Origin of the sequence: Thalassotalea hakodatensis (genome assembly GCF_030295995.1) — a bacterium.
GTDB classification, from domain to species: domain Bacteria; phylum Pseudomonadota; class Gammaproteobacteria; order Enterobacterales; family Alteromonadaceae; genus Thalassotalea_C; species Thalassotalea_C hakodatensis.
The window spans coordinates 2598561-2615998 of the sequence record NZ_AP027365.1; the positions used below are offsets into that span (position 1 = coordinate 2598561).

General features: G+C 39.2%; 15 protein-coding genes and 1 riboswitch. Of the genes, 8 read left to right on the forward strand and 7 right to left on the reverse strand.

Features of this window, described 5'->3' with window-relative positions; all coding sequences use genetic code 11:
- Positions 1-15 precede the first annotated feature (15 nt).
- The 3 genes from QUE72_RS11430 (at position 16) to QUE72_RS11440 (ending at position 3234) form a co-directional block, all read left to right on the forward strand.
- Complete coding sequence (locus QUE72_RS11430) at positions 16-231, forward strand: dodecin (protein WP_074495616.1); 216 nt, start codon at positions 16-18, stop codon at positions 229-231.
- Between the two features lie 214 nt (positions 232-445).
- Positions 446-2314, forward strand: coding sequence for a GNAT family N-acetyltransferase (locus QUE72_RS11435; protein ID WP_286269114.1), 1869 nt, complete (start codon positions 446-448; stop codon positions 2312-2314).
- Entirely contained in the window at positions 2311-3234 is a 924-nt protein-coding gene (locus QUE72_RS11440; protein WP_286269115.1) for a histone deacetylase family protein, read from the forward strand. Before QUE72_RS11435 ends, QUE72_RS11440 begins: the two co-directional genes overlap by 4 nt.
- Before the next feature lie 43 nt (positions 3235-3277).
- Here QUE72_RS11440 and hpf read toward each other — a convergent pair whose 3' ends face one another.
- The 4 genes from hpf to QUE72_RS11460 all read right to left on the reverse strand — a co-directional run bounded on the left by hpf (position 3278) and on the right by QUE72_RS11460 (position 5996).
- Positions 3278-3613 carry a ribosome hibernation-promoting factor, HPF/YfiA family gene (hpf, locus tag QUE72_RS11445; protein ID WP_286269117.1) on the reverse strand — a complete coding sequence of 112 codons (336 nt, stop codon included), beginning with the start codon at positions 3611-3613 and terminating at the stop codon, positions 3278-3280.
- A gap of 119 nt (positions 3614-3732) precedes the next feature.
- A complete protein-coding gene (locus QUE72_RS11450) occupies positions 3733-3906 on the reverse strand; it encodes a DUF3545 family protein (RefSeq protein WP_139302526.1) in 174 nt (57 codons plus the stop codon).
- Between the two features lie 274 nt (positions 3907-4180).
- Positions 4181-5017 carry an HDOD domain-containing protein gene (locus QUE72_RS11455; RefSeq protein WP_286269120.1) on the reverse strand — a complete coding sequence of 279 codons (837 nt, stop codon included), beginning with the start codon at positions 5015-5017 and terminating at the stop codon, positions 4181-4183.
- Positions 5018-5048: 31 nt separating this feature from the next.
- Positions 5049-5996, reverse strand: coding sequence for a DUF808 domain-containing protein (locus tag QUE72_RS11460; protein ID WP_286272976.1), 948 nt, complete (start codon positions 5994-5996; stop codon positions 5049-5051).
- Positions 5997-6255: 259 nt separating this feature from the next.
- Between QUE72_RS11460 and QUE72_RS11465 the strand changes: the two genes are divergently transcribed.
- Together QUE72_RS11465 and QUE72_RS11470 are read left to right on the forward strand one after the other, a co-directional pair.
- The gene (locus QUE72_RS11465; RefSeq protein WP_286269122.1) at positions 6256-8823 is read left to right on the forward strand and encodes an ExeM/NucH family extracellular endonuclease; all 2568 of its coding nucleotides are present in this window, start codon (positions 6256-6258) and stop codon (positions 8821-8823) included.
- A 20-nt stretch (positions 8824-8843) separates the two neighbouring features.
- Positions 8844-9368, forward strand: a complete 525-nt coding sequence (locus tag QUE72_RS11470) for a hypothetical protein (RefSeq protein ID WP_286269124.1) — start codon at positions 8844-8846, stop codon at positions 9366-9368.
- 89 nt (positions 9369-9457) lie between these two features.
- Here QUE72_RS11470 and efpL read toward each other — a convergent pair whose 3' ends face one another.
- Positions 9458-10030 carry an elongation factor P-like protein EfpL gene (efpL, locus tag QUE72_RS11475; RefSeq protein ID WP_074495628.1) on the reverse strand — a complete coding sequence of 191 codons (573 nt, stop codon included), beginning with the start codon at positions 10028-10030 and terminating at the stop codon, positions 9458-9460.
- Positions 10031-10061: 31 nt separating this feature from the next.
- Positions 10062-10994: a M14 family metallopeptidase gene (locus QUE72_RS11480; RefSeq protein WP_074495629.1), complete on the reverse strand. Its 933-nt coding sequence runs from the start codon at positions 10992-10994 to the stop codon at positions 10062-10064.
- 205 nt (positions 10995-11199) lie between these two features.
- On the opposite strand from QUE72_RS11480, the gene QUE72_RS11485 reads away from it, so the two are divergent.
- Positions 11200-12285, forward strand: coding sequence for a c-type cytochrome (locus QUE72_RS11485; RefSeq protein ID WP_286269125.1), 1086 nt, complete (start codon positions 11200-11202; stop codon positions 12283-12285).
- A 29-nt stretch (positions 12286-12314) separates the two neighbouring features.
- On the forward strand, positions 12315-13367 hold the full coding sequence (locus tag QUE72_RS11490; RefSeq protein ID WP_286269127.1) for an aldo/keto reductase: 1053 nt from the start codon (positions 12315-12317) through the stop codon (positions 13365-13367).
- Positions 13368-13463: 96 nt separating this feature from the next.
- On the opposite strand, the gene QUE72_RS11495 is transcribed toward QUE72_RS11490, so the two are convergent.
- Positions 13464-14645 (reverse strand): hypothetical protein, encoded by a 1182-nt coding sequence (locus QUE72_RS11495; protein ID WP_286269129.1) that lies wholly within the window; start codon positions 14643-14645, stop codon positions 13464-13466.
- An 89-nt stretch (positions 14646-14734) separates the two neighbouring features.
- Positions 14735-14817: riboswitch (cyclic di-GMP riboswitch) on the reverse strand.
- Between the two features lie 266 nt (positions 14818-15083).
- On the opposite strand from QUE72_RS11495, the gene QUE72_RS11500 reads away from it, so the two are divergent.
- Positions 15084-17426 (forward strand): collagenase, encoded by a 2343-nt coding sequence (locus tag QUE72_RS11500; RefSeq protein WP_286269130.1) that lies wholly within the window; start codon positions 15084-15086, stop codon positions 17424-17426.
- Positions 17427-17438 lie beyond the last annotated feature (12 nt).

Sequence of the window (17438 nt, forward strand, 5' to 3'; positions counted from 1 at the left end):
ACTTAGGAGAGTATTATGTCAAATCATCACACGTATAAAAAACTAGAACTTGTGGGATCATCTACAACAAGTATAGAAGACGCCATTCATAACGCGATTACGGAATGCAGCCAATCAGTTAACCATATGGATTGGTTTGAGGTTGTTGAAACACGCGGCCATATTGTTGATGGAAAAGTTGGTCACTTTCAAGTCACCTTAAAAATAGGCTTTAGAATTGAAAACAGTTAACCAATAGCTTTACTTTCGTTATTGGTTAAAAGTCTAAAAAAACAATAAAAATTATTGTTCAACATCAAAGTATTAGCCACAATATTGTTTTAATATAAACAAGTAAGCACTACACTAATGAAACCTAGTTGGATAATGTTGTGGCTATCTTCAATAAGTTAAACATCTCTCAAACTAGGTTTCGACCAATCAATAACCAATAAGACGCACTATCATGCAGTTAACGAACAAAGCTGGCACTCCTGTTCAATGGCAAGATTACTTAAAATCTGGCCATCGTATTTTCATAGGCTCTAACGCCGCTGTTCCAAACGCGTTAATTGATAATTTAATTGAAAATAGCGCGCAACTTCACGATATAGAAACAGTCCATATTCTCACCTTTTCAGACAATGTTTGGGCCAAACCTGAACATAAAGATTTATTTAAAGTCAACACACTGTTTATCGGCGGAAAGAATGTAAGAGAAGCAGTAGCCGAAGGAAGAGCAGATTATACACCTTGCTTTATTTCAGAAATACCCACGCTATTTAAGCAAAATATTTTACCGTTAGACGCAGCATTAGTGATGGTTAGTCCACCAGACGAATACGGCTACTGCTCGTTAGGTGTTAGCGTTGATGTAGTCGCGTCAGCGGTAAAATCCGCAAAAGTTGTTATTGCGCAAGTGAACCCACATATGCCTTGCACCAACGGCCATAGCTTTATTCACGTCAATCAAATTCACGCTTGGTTGACAGCAGAGCAGCGTTTACCAGAAATACCTGATCAACAAATTGATCCGGTGAGTGAACGTATTGGCCAATATGCCGCAATGCTCGTAGAAAATGGTGCAACCATACAAATAGGAATAGGTAAAATTCCAAGCGCAGTGTTGAAATATTTAATGAATCATAAAGACTTAGGCGTTCACAGTGAAATGATCTCAGACGGTATTATTGATCTGATGAAAAGTGGCGTGATCAATAACCGCCGAAAAACGTTTCATAAAGGTAAAACCGTTACTACCTTCTGTATAGGTACACAGCGATTATACGATTTTGTAGATAAAAATCAGCATGTTGAATTTTACCCATCTGAGCATGTCAACTCGCCAGTAAATATTGCAAAGAACGACAACATGGTGTCAATTAATAGTGCCATTGAAGTTGATCTTACCGGACAAGTTGTCTCAGACTCTATTGGACACCAATTTTATAGCGGTATAGGTGGGCAAGTAGACTTTGTTCGTGGTGCATGGCTGAGTAAAGGCGGTAAACCGGTTATTGTGCTACCTTCTACCACTAAAGATGGCAGTATATCTCGTATCGTGCCACATATTACCGAAGGCGGTGGTGTTGTGACTTCTAGAGGCCATGTTGGCTATGTGGTCACTGAGTTTGGTATCGCCAATTTAATCGGTAAAAGTATTCGCGAACGTGCTTTAGAACTAATTCGTATCGCGCATCCTAAGTTTAGAGATGATTTACTCCAACAGGTTCGCAAACATTATTGGGTGCCCACCTACCAAGATAATACCCCCACTTCTGTACCTGAACTTGGCGCTGTTGAATTGAAAAAATTCACCCTTGGCGGTGAACGCTTTATACTTCGCCCGTTAAGCCCTGCAGATGAACGACGCTTACAAGAGTTTTTTTACTCGCATACCAAAGAAACGTTAATGATGCGCTATAACCACCATTTAACACAAATGACACGTGAAAACTCCTGTCAACTGGTCAGTGTTGATCAACATAAAGATTTAGCATTGTGCTTTACACAACGCGACCACTTAGGTGAAATTATTCAAGCCGTTGGACGATACTATTTTATTGAGGCAACGAATTCGGCTGAAGTAGCTTTTGTTATTCGTGAAACCCAACGTAGTAAAGGCATGGCAACCACCTTGTTATTGCAAATGATCAAAATTGCAAAGAAACGGAAGTTATCTTCATTAATTGCCTGCGTGAGAAGAGACAATGCTGCCATGCTTAAAGTGTTCGAAAATGCAGGTTTTGTCAGAGGTTACTCAGAAGATTTCGACGAAATTTCATTATGCTTAACCCTAGAAGAAACAATCACGAATGCAAAGGAAATCGAATGACCGTAGGAATTATAGGCCACCATCGCTGTAATGGTCATATGATGGGAGAGCATCACCCTGAATCTCCTGCGCGTATTGGCGCTATTCAAGACCAGTTAATCAGAAGTGGGCTTGAATATGTGATCAAACAATTTGACGCTTCGCCCATTGATAAATCACTATTATTGCTTGCCCATGACAAACAATACATCGACTATATTTACAGCAATGCCCCAAGCGAAGGACTTTTTCGTCTCGATGATGATACCGCGATGAATGCTGAAACATTAACGGCTGCGCGATATTCCGCTGGGGCGGTAAAAGATGCCGTTGATTTAGTGATGAGCGAGGCCTTGTCTTCGGCATTTTGTCTTACCCGCCCTCCTGGCCATCATGCTGAGCGTGACAAAGCCATGGGCTTTTGTCTTTTCAATAATATCGCCATAGCGGCGGAGTATGTGAAGAAGCAATATGGTGTTTCGCGTGTTGCTATTGTAGATTTTGATGTTCATCACGGTAACGGCACTGAAAATATTGTAAAAGATAAAACAGGGATATTATTTTGCTCGAGTTATCAGTACCCTTTTTACCCGTTTGAAATGCAAGCAAGCGACAGTCCGCCCATTATTAACACCCCCCTCAAAGCAACCACAAAAGGGCCTGAATTTAGGCAAGCCATCAAAGATAAATGGTTAACGCATTTACATGAATTTAAACCAGAATTTATTTTTATTTCTGCAGGGTTTGATGCGCATATTGAAGATGAAATGTCACAAATAAGCTTAACGGAAGATGATTATCGCTGGGTGACTGACGAGATAAAAAATATTGCTGACCAATACGCTCAAGGCCGTATTGTTTCTGCCCTTGAAGGTGGCTACGCGCTAAACGCTTTAGGTAGGTGTGCTGTTGCCCATATTAATGGCTTAATTGGAAATTAACCCGCTTAAACGAAAAATGCCGCATTAAATGCGGCATTTTAAATTAACTTGGTTGAAACATATCCGATTGAGGTACTCGATACTTCTTATGTTGTTTCTTCTGCAATGTTCCCTTTCTGTGCTTCAATGCTGCTTCAAGCTTTTTAGCTGCTTCTGCAATAGCTTTGTACAATTCTTTACTGGCAGCGCGAACTGATATTTTCTGCCCTTCATACTGGGTGATCACTTCGATTTGTTGTTGATTCGGTTCAACTTTCACTACCGATTCAATCGCCATAATATCTGGGAAGTGATTCGCGACTTTAGTTAATTTATTCTCAATTGCTTGTTTGATTGCTTGGGTAATTTTTACATGATGACCTGAAATTGTTATTTTCATTTTACACCCTCTTCATTGAAAAATAGAAACAGAGATTACGTTCTCTATTTATATACCTCTGGGCAATAAAATAAAAAACAACAGTAAAATGCAAAAATAATTTTTAAGCGCACATATGATTAAAGTTCATAGCTATCATATTGTGCTAATTCCTTACGTAACCTGCGAACTTCTTTAATATTTTCAATTTCTCGCCATTTACGTTTGCGGGTTTTTACTTTTGCTTTCACCTCATGAACGTCTAATTCGTCGAATTCAACATAGTCAAAATTTCTATAATCTGATGTATTCATTTTGTTTATCCACATTGTAATAACTGGCTTCAATGTAAACAGGTTTTATGATCATTTTTTGAAAGAAACGTGACAGTTACATGACGATAAAACTTAGGATATGTTGATCTTTCGTGTTTATTTTTGCAGCAGTTTATGGGTATTTAGACAAGGCATTGCGTTTAATGTGTGGTTATTCCACATGAAAAAGCAATAACGACGTATAAATGACAAAAAACGCTGCCCTTTGGGTTCATTCAACTACATTTACTCTCGAAAGATCAACAGACCTTAATTAAATGTGACCTAACACCGATAAAATTTCCACACCTTGTTGATTACAATATTGTAATCCAGAATCGACATCTTGGGCCGTCAAACCAAGTTCCTGCAAAAGATGATTTCCTAAAAATGTTTTCTTTGCATACATGCCAGGATGCGAATTAATTAACGCTAAACGTGTGGTAATAAACAACAAACTTGCTTCATTAGATAATTCATTCTGATAAGCATCAGCATACTGTGCGATAGGCTCAACGATAACTGACGGTAACTGCCACGAGGTTAACAACGCGGCACTTAATTGTGAATACGTAAAGCCCAATACATCTTTTTGTCGCTCCCAAGGCGTTTCTCCTTGGTGGTAACCTTCGCTGTATTTAACTTGCTTTGGCGCTAAATGTACTAATACTAATGCGCCTATATTATGAAATAGCCCTGATAGAAATAAACTTTTTTCGCTAGGCATTTTAAGTTGTTTAGCAAAAAACTGGGTTAATAACGCACAATCAACGCTGATCTCCCAAAACCTATCCATGTCTGCGATGTTGGGATCAATACCAGAAAATGCAGCCGTTACCCCATAAGCATCAACTAAGTTTTCTACTTCTTTAATCCCTAATATCATTAAGGCACGATCGATTGAAACCACTTCACGGGGAAAACCGAACATGGGGCTATTTGCTATTTTTAATAATTTTGAAGCAATGGCCGGTTCAAGAGACAATACTTGAGCAATATCGTCTAATGTTGAGCTTTCATCCGCAATCAGCCTTTTAAGCGTCATGTAAACATCTGGTAACACACATAACTCTTGTGCTTGTGCCACATATTGATCAACACTAGTTCTCATGATTTCCCCTTATAATACAAAAGAATAAACGCTAATAGTGCTTAAGTTTATTTTTGACTTTGGCAAATACTGTCATTAGCACTAAAATCATTAACCCTGCAATTAAACCAACAACACCATCATGCACCACACTGATTATTGTTGCCCAACTATTACCCAATAAAGCCGTTACGTAGTGAGTGATACTGATTGAAATATCATGTAAAAACGCAATGCTATGAACAAGTATACCGCCGCCAACTAAGAACATCGCTAATGTGCCTACCACCGATAACAATTTCATCAATAAAGGCGCAAATATTAATAACCCCCGCCCGCAAGTTCGCTGCAATTGATTGAAACCACCTGACTTAGATTTCTTCAATAAATATAATCCTAGGTCATCTAGCTTAACAATGCCTGCTACTAAACCATAAACACCAACAGTAAATGCGATAGCTAAACTACTGAGCACCGCAATTTGTGTTTCAAAGCTTGCTTCTTTGACTGACCCCAACACAATAACCACAATTTCAGCTGATAGAATAAAGTCTGTTCTAATGGCACCTTTAATTTTATCTTTTTCTAATTGCACTAAATCAACGTTATTTTGCGTTAACTTATCCAGTACTTCTTGATGATATTTTGCTTTTTCTTCTTTGCTTTGTAGAAATTTATGGGTAACTTTTTCTGCCCCCTCAAAGCACAAATACAAACCGCCCAGTACCATTAAAATAGTAATTAAAGGTGGATAAATAGCGCTAATTAGCAACGCGGCAGGTACTAAAATTAATTTATTAACAAAAGAGCCTTTCGTAACCGCCCACACCACAGGTAATTCCCGCTGTGCTTTTACACCAGAGACTTGTTGAGCATTTAACGCAAGATCATCCCCCAAAACACCAGCTGTTTTCTTAGCTGCAACCTTTGAAAGTACAGCAACATCGTCTAATACAGTGGCGATATCATCGATTAACGCGAGTAAGTTTACCCCTGGCACTTTTATTCCTATATTCAATTGATAATCGTTAACTGTATCATGAATTTAAACGTTGCAAACGTTTAGTATCGTAAACATTCAGATAAACAATGTCATGCATTCAAGTCGTTAATAACTAAACCATATCATTCATAAAAATGACATGTAGACTTCATAAAGGCTACACACATTATTAACAAATCCTTAACGTAAAACACTTACCATTTGGTCAGCTTTTATAAGCTATTCACTTTTACTTACTTGATAACGGCCAAAAAACATGAAAAAAATACCTTTATTAGTCTTATCTGCATTGCTCACCAGTACAGCATCGGCAGATATCATAATTTCAGAATACGTTGAGGGAAGTAGTTACAACAAAGCGATTGAGCTATTTAATACCAGCGCTCAAAGCGTCGATCTCTCTCAATATCAACTTGCCTTATACTTTAATGGTAAAACGACAGCAGGAAACACCATTAACTTAAGCGGCACCATAGCCGCTAATAGTACTTTCGTGATTGCACATCGTGACATTGATAGCAGTGTTGCAACCCAGTTAACAACAGGCAGTTTACTGTTTAACGGTGATGATGCTATCGTGTTAAAGAAAGCAAATACGATTATTGATTCAATAGGAAAAATCGGCCAAGACCCTGGTAGCCAATGGGGTAGCGCATTAACAAGTACAAAAGACAATACCTTAGTGCGTAAATCTTCTATCAGCAGTGGCGATACAAACCCAAATGATGACTTTAACCCCGCAGGCCAATGGATAGGCTTTGCAAAGAATACCCTTGATTCATTAGGCTCTCATCAGTTTGACGGTTCAACGGATAATGGAGACCCTGGTGACGGTGACAATGGTTCAGGTGATGGTGATGGTGGTGATGGTGATGGTGGAGATTCTCCAGCAACCAGCAACTGTGGTGATACATATACTAGCATAGCAAATATTCAAGGAAGTAGTAACAGTACCCCATTATCAGGGCATACAGTGTGGACAGAAGGTATTGTCACTCATACTCTTCAGCATACTGGTTATAAAGGTTTTTTCATTCAAAGCGCTGATCTTGAAGCAGACAATAACGCCATGACTTCAGAAGGTGTATTTGTTTATCACCAAGCTGATACAGTTGCCGTCGGCGATAACATTCGTTTACACGCGAAAGTTAGTGAATATAACAATTTAACGCAACTTTCTACGGTGACTGAGCTACAGGTGTGTCAAACTGCGGTCAGTTTGCCTGCTGCACAATTAGTTACTTTACCCCTTGATGCAACCCAACGAGAAGCACTTGAAGGTATGAGGGTTACCATAAAAGATGCAGTGATCACAGATACCTATAACTATGGCCGCTATGGTCAGTTCGAAGTTGCCTCTGAACGTTTATATACACCAACGCAAGTATCTGAACCTGGCGCTTCGGCCAATCAGTTAGCAATAGAAAACGCTGAAAAATCGATTCTTGTTGATGACGGCGACACGGCACAAAATCCTGAAACGCTGCCCGCACCTACCCCTGAATTAAGTGCCATTAATTCATTACGAAGTGGTGATACAATACCAACATTGACAGGTATCTTGTCATTTCACTTTACTAATTATCAAATCCTACCAACAACACCTCTTGCTACCCAAACCACCAATGCTCGCCAGCAAACGCCTACCATTACTAACGTGGGTAATTTACGAGTTGCAAGCTTTAACGTGCTTAATTACTTTAATGGCAATGGCTTAGGAGGTGGTTTTCCAACCGCTAGAGGTGCTAAAACCGAAGCGGAGTTTGTGCGTCAGCGTGATAAAATTATTGCTGCCATTGCAACCATTAACGCTGATATTATCGGTTTAATGGAAATAGAAAACGACGGATACGGCGCACAATCAGCCATTGCCGATCTTACTCAAGGGATAAACGCTTACTTTAATGATAACGTTTATCAGTTTGTTGCTCCTGCGGAAAGTCAAATGGGAAGTGATGCAATAGCCGTTGGCATACTTTATAAAGCGAATTCAGTGACACCTGTTGAGGCTGCTAAAGTATTAAATAGCCAAAACTCTGCTAAAGATGAAAATGGCCAAGTACTATTCTTATCAAACAAGAACCGCCCTGTTGTAACACAGTTATTTAAACATCAAGCGTCTGAACAAGAAATTGTGATTGCGGTTAATCATTTAAAATCGAAAGGTAGTCACTGCAACAGCCTTAACGACTATGATAACAATGATGGGCAAGGTAACTGTAACTTAACGCGTACACGAGCCGCTAAAGCACTTGGCTTGTTCTTAAATAAAGAATATGTCGAGCTGCCCACCCTCGTTATTGGCGATTTAAACGCCTATTTAAAAGAAGATCCTATTGTTGCGTTAGCAAATGCCGGCTTTGATGACTTATTTACTACCTTAAATAAAGTGGATGCCTATAGTTATATCTTTGATGGACAACTCGGCCAATTAGATCACGCGTTAGCTAATCAAGCTTTAGCACAGCATGTGGTAGATGTTGTCACTTGGCCTATAAACGCCGATGAACCTCGCGTACTTGATTACAGCATGCAATATCAAAACGCGACACATCACGCAAAATACTACGCCCCTGATGCATTCCGTTCATCAGACCACGACCCTATTATTGTCGAAATTTCGTTAACACAAGACAGTATGTTTGGAGATTTAGATCAAGATTCTGATGTAGATACCCAAGACATCACGCTGTTTTTAACATTATCAGCATCAAATGAATTAACCGATTTAGCTTACGACTTTAATAACGACAAACAACTCAACCGCCGAGATGTTCGCGGTTACATGCAACTGTGTACTCGTGCTCGATGCGCTACTGAATAATCATTAATTAAGGGAAAAACATGAAAAATTTATTTATACTACTTTGCTTGTTTGTTGCGACAAACGCGAACGCTAACCTCATCTCGTTAAACAGCGATCAAGCGAGCTACAATACAAACGACAACGTACTATTAAACATTGCCGTTGAACAAGTCGCAGCAGAAATGGCTACGCTTGAAGTTGACATAGCTTTTGATAATACCTTGTTATCATTTGAAGATTTTGTTTTTGATTCTATGATGATGTCACCACCTTCACCTGCATTTGGCCCGTTATTTACTGACGTTACGTTAAGCCAACCGGGTTTACTTTCAGTAGCCGTTTGGTGGTTTGATGCCACAGAAGTGCCCTCAACTTCCTTTAATTTAGGTATTGCAGAATTTACAGCGCTTGCTGACTTTACCGCATCGTTTGACATTGCAGCAGTTAGACAATTTGATATCAACGGTGACGAGATTGTCAGTGCGATTAATGAACCTGCAACGGGCCTTTTACTATTCCTAAGCCTCTTTGCTTTGTTCCGTAAAAAGTACCATAACGCTTAATCAAGGTTTCATCATAAAAAAGCCCTGTTAATTAACAGGGCTTTTTCATCAATTGCGTTGTATAGTAACGTTCACGTTAAAACAGAATCTTACTTATCACCACGCCCCATAAACTTTTTCTCATCGGTGTTAATTTTTACGATATCACCCGTTGAAATATGTTCAGGCACTTGAATAATTAACCCCGTTGAAAGTGTAGCGGGCTTCGTTCTTGATGTCGCAGACGCCCCTTTAATGGAAGGATCAGTTTCTAATACGGCTAACTCAACGCTTGAGGGTAAGTCGATACCTACTGGAGAACCATCCACTAAAATTACCTGAACACCTTGAGTAGATTCATTGATAAACAGTACTTCGTCGCTAATAGATGCTTTATTTAGGTTGTATGGTGTGTAATCTTCGTTATCCATAAACACATACTCTTCACCATCAATATAAGAAAACATGACAGGTCGTCGAATTAAGTCCGCATAGTTCAGCATATCTGAATCTTTAAACGTTTCATCGACTTTACCGCCTGTCACCACATCGTACATACGCATGCGATACAAACTTCCACCTGCTCTGCCCTGTGGCACTGAACGTTCAATATCTTTTATAATAAATACACCGCCATTGTGCTCAATAGCTTGGTTTTTCTTTACATCACTTGCCTTTGGCATGTTATTTCCTTAAATGTTAAACAAACTTTTATTAATCATTATAACTATTGTTAGCGAGAATATATGCCAAACCAGCATTAATCACCGTTGCTTGTGCTAAATTACAATTATCAGTATCAACCTTAGGGCTGTCTGGGTAAACTTCTGTTGTGGTTACATATTTTGCGTCACTAAAGCCCATACATAAACCAAGTGGTCTAGCGTCATAATTGATTACTCCGAACTGTTCTATCGTTTCGCCAATTAATCTATTTTCATCATCAGCGGGAGCAATATGCGTTATTTTAGCAACGGCATCTATTATCGCTTTTTGAAAAGCAGGTTGTGGTTTAGCTGTGTTAGCAACAAGGTAAAAGCCGTCAGGGATATTCCAATTATCATGTACCGTTGCATCTCTCGCGGCAAGCGCAGGTCTAAATTCTGAGTTATCGGTATCAGTGGTTTCGTGTAAATCAAAATGCGCTAGTAGCTCAACGCCTAACTCATCAATGAACGACATTAACTTTTCAGATTCTGGCGCAGGGCTTGGTTGATAAAAAGAACGGTTTGGATCAATCGCTAAAGGGTTCCAGCGATTAATCGTTTCATACCCCCACGGACTAACACAAGGCGCAATGATAAAGTTGACCTGTTCATGAAAGTTTTCGGCAAATTGTTCTGCAAACAATAAAGCACCATGCACACCACTTGTTTCGTAGCCGTGAACACCACCAGTCACCAGCACCGTTGGTTTGTTGTTAGTATAGGCTTTAGAAACTAACGCTAACAAAGGATAAGCTTCTTCGTTATAAGGTAAGGCACCGTACTGTTTAACGGTAAAATGATCGGTTAATTGGTTTATTTTACTGACCACTTCTTGTTGATAACTTCGTTTTATTTGTTGTTTTTCACGCCATTGGGCTTTTTCTGCTGGCCCCCATTTAATACCGGGCTTGCCAATGGGGTAGAGAGTTTCGTTTTGCATAGGTTAATCTGTATTATTCGTGCGTTGGCAAGATTATACCGAAAGCCATGTATTATTCATCCCTCAGTTTATGTTAATCGAAATTTTCACTATGTTTTGTTACATCTATTCTCGATTAAACGCCGAGAGTTTACGATAAATTATACTTATATTGTATTGGATAGAGCGTTACACTAAAGCTATCTCTCGAAAGGATTTCTACGTTATGTATAAGCAAATACTGTTTCTTCTCACCCTCTCTACAATGTTGAGTAAGGTTATTATTGCTCAAGAGTATGAGACCATTGAACCACCAAGAAAATTAACAGCAAAACAAGCTGAAATAGCAGAGAAAAACTATCTTCAATATTGTGCTTTATGTCACGGTAAAGACAGACAAGGCCATGTGAACGACCATGCACCTTCATTAAAAAGCGCCAGTCTATTTCAGTCTGGTGTGCCTCATGCCATTTTAAGGCCAATGTCATATGGTCGAACTGGCACTCCAATGGGCGGCTATTTAGATGAGGTTGGTGGCCCTATGACATTAGAAGAAACATGGAACTTAACCTATTGGTTATTCGAAAAATCAGGCGTTGATCGGGTTAAATTGTCAACGAACCCTGTGCAAGGTGATATTAAAAAAGGCGAACGAGTCTATCAAAAAGAATGTTCAACTTGTCATGGCATCAACGGCGAAGGTATAACAGCTCCAGCTTTAGGAAATCCTTCAGCGCTAGCACACAACACCGATGAATTCATTCGTTATGCTATTCGACATGGTAGGAAAAATACCCCAATGAAAGCTTATCAAGGGATTTTACCAGAGCAATCAATTAACGATATTACCGCTTTTTTACGCAACAAAGCCAGTGGCTGGCAAGATAATAAGCCAGTATTAAAACAACTACCAACGCCTGCAGAATATGTGGTAAACCCTGAGGGTGAACACCCAAATTTCACGCTTAAAGATGATCAATATGTGATGGCTGAAGACCTATATAAAGCCTTAGAAAAAAAACAGAAAATGGTATTATTTGATACTCGTGTAACCTCGGTATGGCAAACCGCTCATATTAAAGGTTCCGTGCCATTACCTTATTATGCAGATCTTGATGCTATGATTGCAGACATCCCTACAGACGTTCAAATTGTTGCTTATTGTTCATGCCCGCGTGCTGCCGCTGATCATGTAGTCAATAAATTACGACATAAAGGTTTTACAAAAACAGCCGTTTTGTGGGAAGGTATTTTTGGTTGGATGCACCTTGGCTTCCCTGTCACTCGTGGTGATTTATCCACCCTTGATTAATCATGTAGATTATTGTTTTAGGAGTTTTTATGAAGTATGTTCGGTTAGGTAGTAGTTCATTAGAAGTATCAAATGTTTGTTTAGGTACCATGACATGGGGTAAACAAAATATACAACAAGACGCCAATGAACAACTAGACTACGCGCAATATCACGGAGTGAATTTTATCGACACCGCCGAAATGTACGCAGTACCACCTACCGCTGACACTTATGGTAAAACTGAACGTATTATTGGTCATTATTTACAAGCTAATCCTTCACGCCGAGAAAATTTAGTCATTGCTACAAAAGCGGCTGGCCCTGGACTTTCATACATACGGGGTGGCTCAGAGATAACACGGAAAGCGGTTATTCAAGCAGTTGATGATTCACTTAAGCGCTTAAGCACCGATCATATTGATCTATATCAGTTACATTGGCCGAATTACACCTCTCCTCACTTTGCTAAACATTGGCCAAATATGGTTGATTACACTGACGTGAACGCGACTGAAGAAATTGAGAAAATGCATGACATTCTGCAAGGGTTAGCCGACTGTGTTGCCGCAGGAAAAATTCGCTATTGCGGTTTATCAAATGATACACCTTGGGGAATAAATCAATATGTCAAACTAAGCGAGCAGCACAATTTACCGCGAGTTGTTTCAGTACAAAATGAATTTAATTTACTTCATACCAAAGATTGGCCGTATGTAATCGAAAACTGTATCCACGAAGATATTGCCTATTTACCTTGGTCACCATTAGCTTCTGGCGCGCTAACAGGTAAATACTTAAACGGAAGTAGACCAAAAGGTAGTAGATGGACCTTAATGCAAAGACATGGATTGTTTAGAGATACTGCGGCCGTTGAAAGCGCAGTTCAAAGCCTCAGCGATATTGCTAAGCAAATAAACCTTTCGCCAACTCAACTAGCGCTCGCGTGGGTAAATCAAGTAAAAGGGGTTACTTCAACCATTATTGGTGCAACCAGTATGGCGCAATTAGAAGAGAATATTGCTGCGTTCGAACTTTCATTAAATGAGACAACACTTAATCAGATAGATCAGTGGTTAAAAACCTACCCATCACCCTATTAGTGCTTTTATTAACACTGACTAACTACACCAGAGAAAAAGATAGGTCGAGATACCAATTACATCAAAAGCATACCTTGTTGTAATTGGTATATATTGTTATTTCGTTAACCTTCTACGTTTGTACATAAACAATCCGGTAATTAAAGCAAGTAACATTATCCCGAAAGAATGAGGCTCTGATATTTTCACTACTTCAATATTCATATCGGTGGGCTTCGGGCTATTATCATCTGAAAAATTTGGTGCTTGAACAAAACCCTTGTTCTGATTTACTGGATCTTGATTTCCATTTTCACCAGTAGAACTGCCACGGTTATTAAACGCACCTCCCGCATTGCCTTGATCTCCACCACCGTTACCTTGACCTTGTTGTTGCTCTTCACCGCCTATTGGCAAATTACCCAAGTTATTATCGGTCACAGAACCGTTATTTAGCTCTTCTTCGCCAGAGCCTCCCGTAGAGTTGGTATTTTCTTGACGAAACACTCGTTCAACAGCTTGTTTAGCCAGTAAGGCAGCTTTTTCTTTACCCAGCGAAATCAGAGCCAATGGAACAGCAGATTTTATTGGTTGTTCAATAAACGATTCTGCAATATTGTTACTGGCAAAAAACAGCGGTGTAGAAGCATTTGTTCGGTTAATCACTGGAATTAGCTGACCAGAAGCTGTGCCAGTAGCCAATGAGAACACCGGTGCATTATTTTGAGAAAACCCTGAAGCAATTGGCGTATTAGCAACAATGCCTGTACGACGAGCAAAGTTTCCTAAATAAGTATTACCGGCAATACCGGTAAGCCATTGTTTAGTTTCACCCACAATAACCCCGCCAAGATCCGCAGAAACAAATTGTGGTGCAGCATAAGTATCAATTGCCAACGTAGGCTTATTGACCACATTAATAGTTAATGAAAATTCAGTTGCCATTACATTAGCTGCGCTAACTACTCGAACCGTAACAGCAACATCTTCATCAACTTCATTGACATAAACAAAGAGTTCGTTCTGATTAAAAACACCTGTAACAGCATTATTATCGCTGATAACTTCAAAGATACGACCTTGTTGATTCAAGTCATCAATCGGAATAGAAAACATCGAATTTTCATGGGCAAGTACACTATTGTTAGCCATACCAAGCAATGAAAAATGTGCATTATCACTGGTAAAACCGGTCGCTTTATTTTGAAAGTCATAAATATTTGCTGTTGAAACACTGCTCAATCCCAGTAATGCAGCAAAACTTAACACTTTAGCTTGTTGAATAAGTTGATAATTCAAGTGATGATCCTCGTTTGTATATAATTTACAAAAACTATTAACGTCAAAATGTAATGATGACAACAGACAAGGATTGGGTAAGCTCAATTCTCTGCAACCCCGCTACCATAGTATTTACCTTAGGTCGGAAGCTTTGCGTATATGGGTTTCACCATACTTGCCTTTTACAAATATCGAATTAATAGTAATCTTTAATACGTTTTGCGTCAACAAAACGATCGTTTTGTTTAAAAAACCATCAAACAACTTTCACATTAAAATGTATATTATCCATTTAATTAATTGATTAAAAAGATAAAAACTTTAATTCATTTTCTACACCTTATAACAATGCATTAACGCTATTAACAAATCATTGATAATTATATTTTATACAATATACTTACAGCTGTATTTTATATACAAATTATAATAACGATGATAAAAAAAGGAAACAACGTGAAAACTCCACAACAGATACTCTGTGCTGGTTTAGCTGTTAGCGCCTGTTTAAGTTATACAGCATTTGCTAATGAACAAATCACACCAAATATACTTTCTAAAACTTCAGCAAAGCCTTTGCTAACATCACATGCAGCAAAACAGTTACAAGATAGTAAACAACAAGATATCAGCCCCCCTAGGCAAATATCACCAAAACAATTCGAACTATTACTACAGACAAAACAAACACTAAACGATCATTATCGCTCTGATCCAAAAACGCTTAATCGCTCAATGCGCTCTCCGATTAAAGCAATGCAAAGTAGCGGTTGTACCAATGCCAATGAATTACAATCATTATCAGATGGTGCTCTAGTGAATGCCGTAGTTAATGGTGATTTAACTTCATGTCTTTATGGATTATTTGACGCTAACCTAGTTGGCACATCTGTATTCTCAGATCAAAGCTTACAAACCATTGCTGATGCCATAACAGATCTACTTTCTACTGGTTATGACGGAACTGACACCACAAAGGCTGCTCAATTAGAAAAATTAGTCATTTACTTACGTGCTATGTTCTGGGCTGAGTGGGGCACAAATAGAGTATTCGATAGTCAGTTTACCAATACGCTTGAGCAAGCATTTAACCTATACATTTCAGGTGAAAACTTTGTTAATTATAACGGCGAAGCAACCAGAGATTTTATGGTCAGATATGAGATGCTCATTTTATTACGTAGCTCTGGTACTAATAACCTACCCTATTTAACGCGATTAACAGAAAGCTTACTTGGCTATGCTTCAACCGTAAACCGTGCTGATGATTGGGGTGTTTATTATGAAGAAAATGGTGTTACCCAGATCTTGACACATTTATTTAATACCTCGAGTGAAGATGCCAGCGCATTAGAACAATTAGTACAAAATCAACCTGAGTTACTTACCAATTTATCTTCTTTTGTATTAAACGAAGGTCAATGGCTTGTTGGTCACACACGGGAATATCAATGGGGTGATAGTGTTAATGAACTCGCCCGCTTTTTAAAATTTGGCGGCACGATTGCCGATACCGTTAGACCCGCCATTATCACCATACTAAATAACTACGATTACCAAGGCGCGGGTAGTATGGGTTGGTTAAAGGCACAAACGGCTGTGATAGCATATGATTCACAGAACTGTGATCTCTATGGCAATGCCTGTAGCTTCGATTTAGAAGCAACGATTTTATCTGGCAGCCACACCTGTAGCACAACCCTGAAGCTTCGTTATCAAGAACCTATTGATGAAGTAAACCGCGATCAAATTTGTGTGCAACTTGCCGAACAAGAAACAGCTTTTCATCAAATGTTTCAAACGGCTAAAGATACACCAGTAAGCAATGATCATAATACTGATTTAGAAGTTGTTATTTTTAGTTCATACACTGATTATGACAATTACGCAGGAACCTTCTTCGGAATCAGTACTGATAATGGCGGTATGTATTTAGAAGGTGAGCCTGCTACGCCAGGTAATCAAGCACGCTTTATTGCCCACCAAGCAACCTGGCTACCAACGTTTCAAGTGTGGAATTTACAACATGAATACGTGCATTACCTTGATGGAAGGTTCAACCTGTGGGGCAGCTTTTCAGATCAAGCTGATAACAGTGTTTGGTGGAGTGAAGGGTTAGCTGAGTATCTTTCTCAACCTAACAACAACAGCAATGCACTAGCCGCTGCTGCAAATAAAACCTACGCGTTAAGTGAGCTATTTCAAACCACTTATGCCAATGGCAATACTGAGAGAATTTATCATTGGGGCTATTTAGCAACACGCTTTATGATGGAACAAAATCGTGCTGATATTGATAACACATTGTTACCTACGTTTCGTGCAGCCAAATATGTAGTTTCAACTGCTGAATGTGCATTTGATTGGGGTTGGAAATCGAAAACAGAAGCCATCGAAAATAATTGGTACTGGGCCTATGACGACAGTGAATGGGCAAGCGGCAGTTGGGTTTGGACTTGCGGCCAACCAAATGAAGAACAACCTGAGCTACCTAACTTCACACCTTATCAAGACATTATTACCACTTGGGGCGTTAATTTCGATGCACAATTTAACGAGTGGTTAGACTGTATTATTGCTGGCAATGGCGAATGCCAAGCCGTAGAAAATAACCCTGCTGATATCGACGGAAATCAACAAGTGGACAGCCGAGATATTGCAGCTTTCAGTCGTATGTTGCGCCAACAAGGCAGTTTATCACTTGAATATGACTTTAACCAAGACGGTATCGTTGATAGACGAGACATTCGCAGCATGATGTCATTATGTGACCAAGCTCGCTGTACAATTGTCCAATAACCAAAGGAAAAC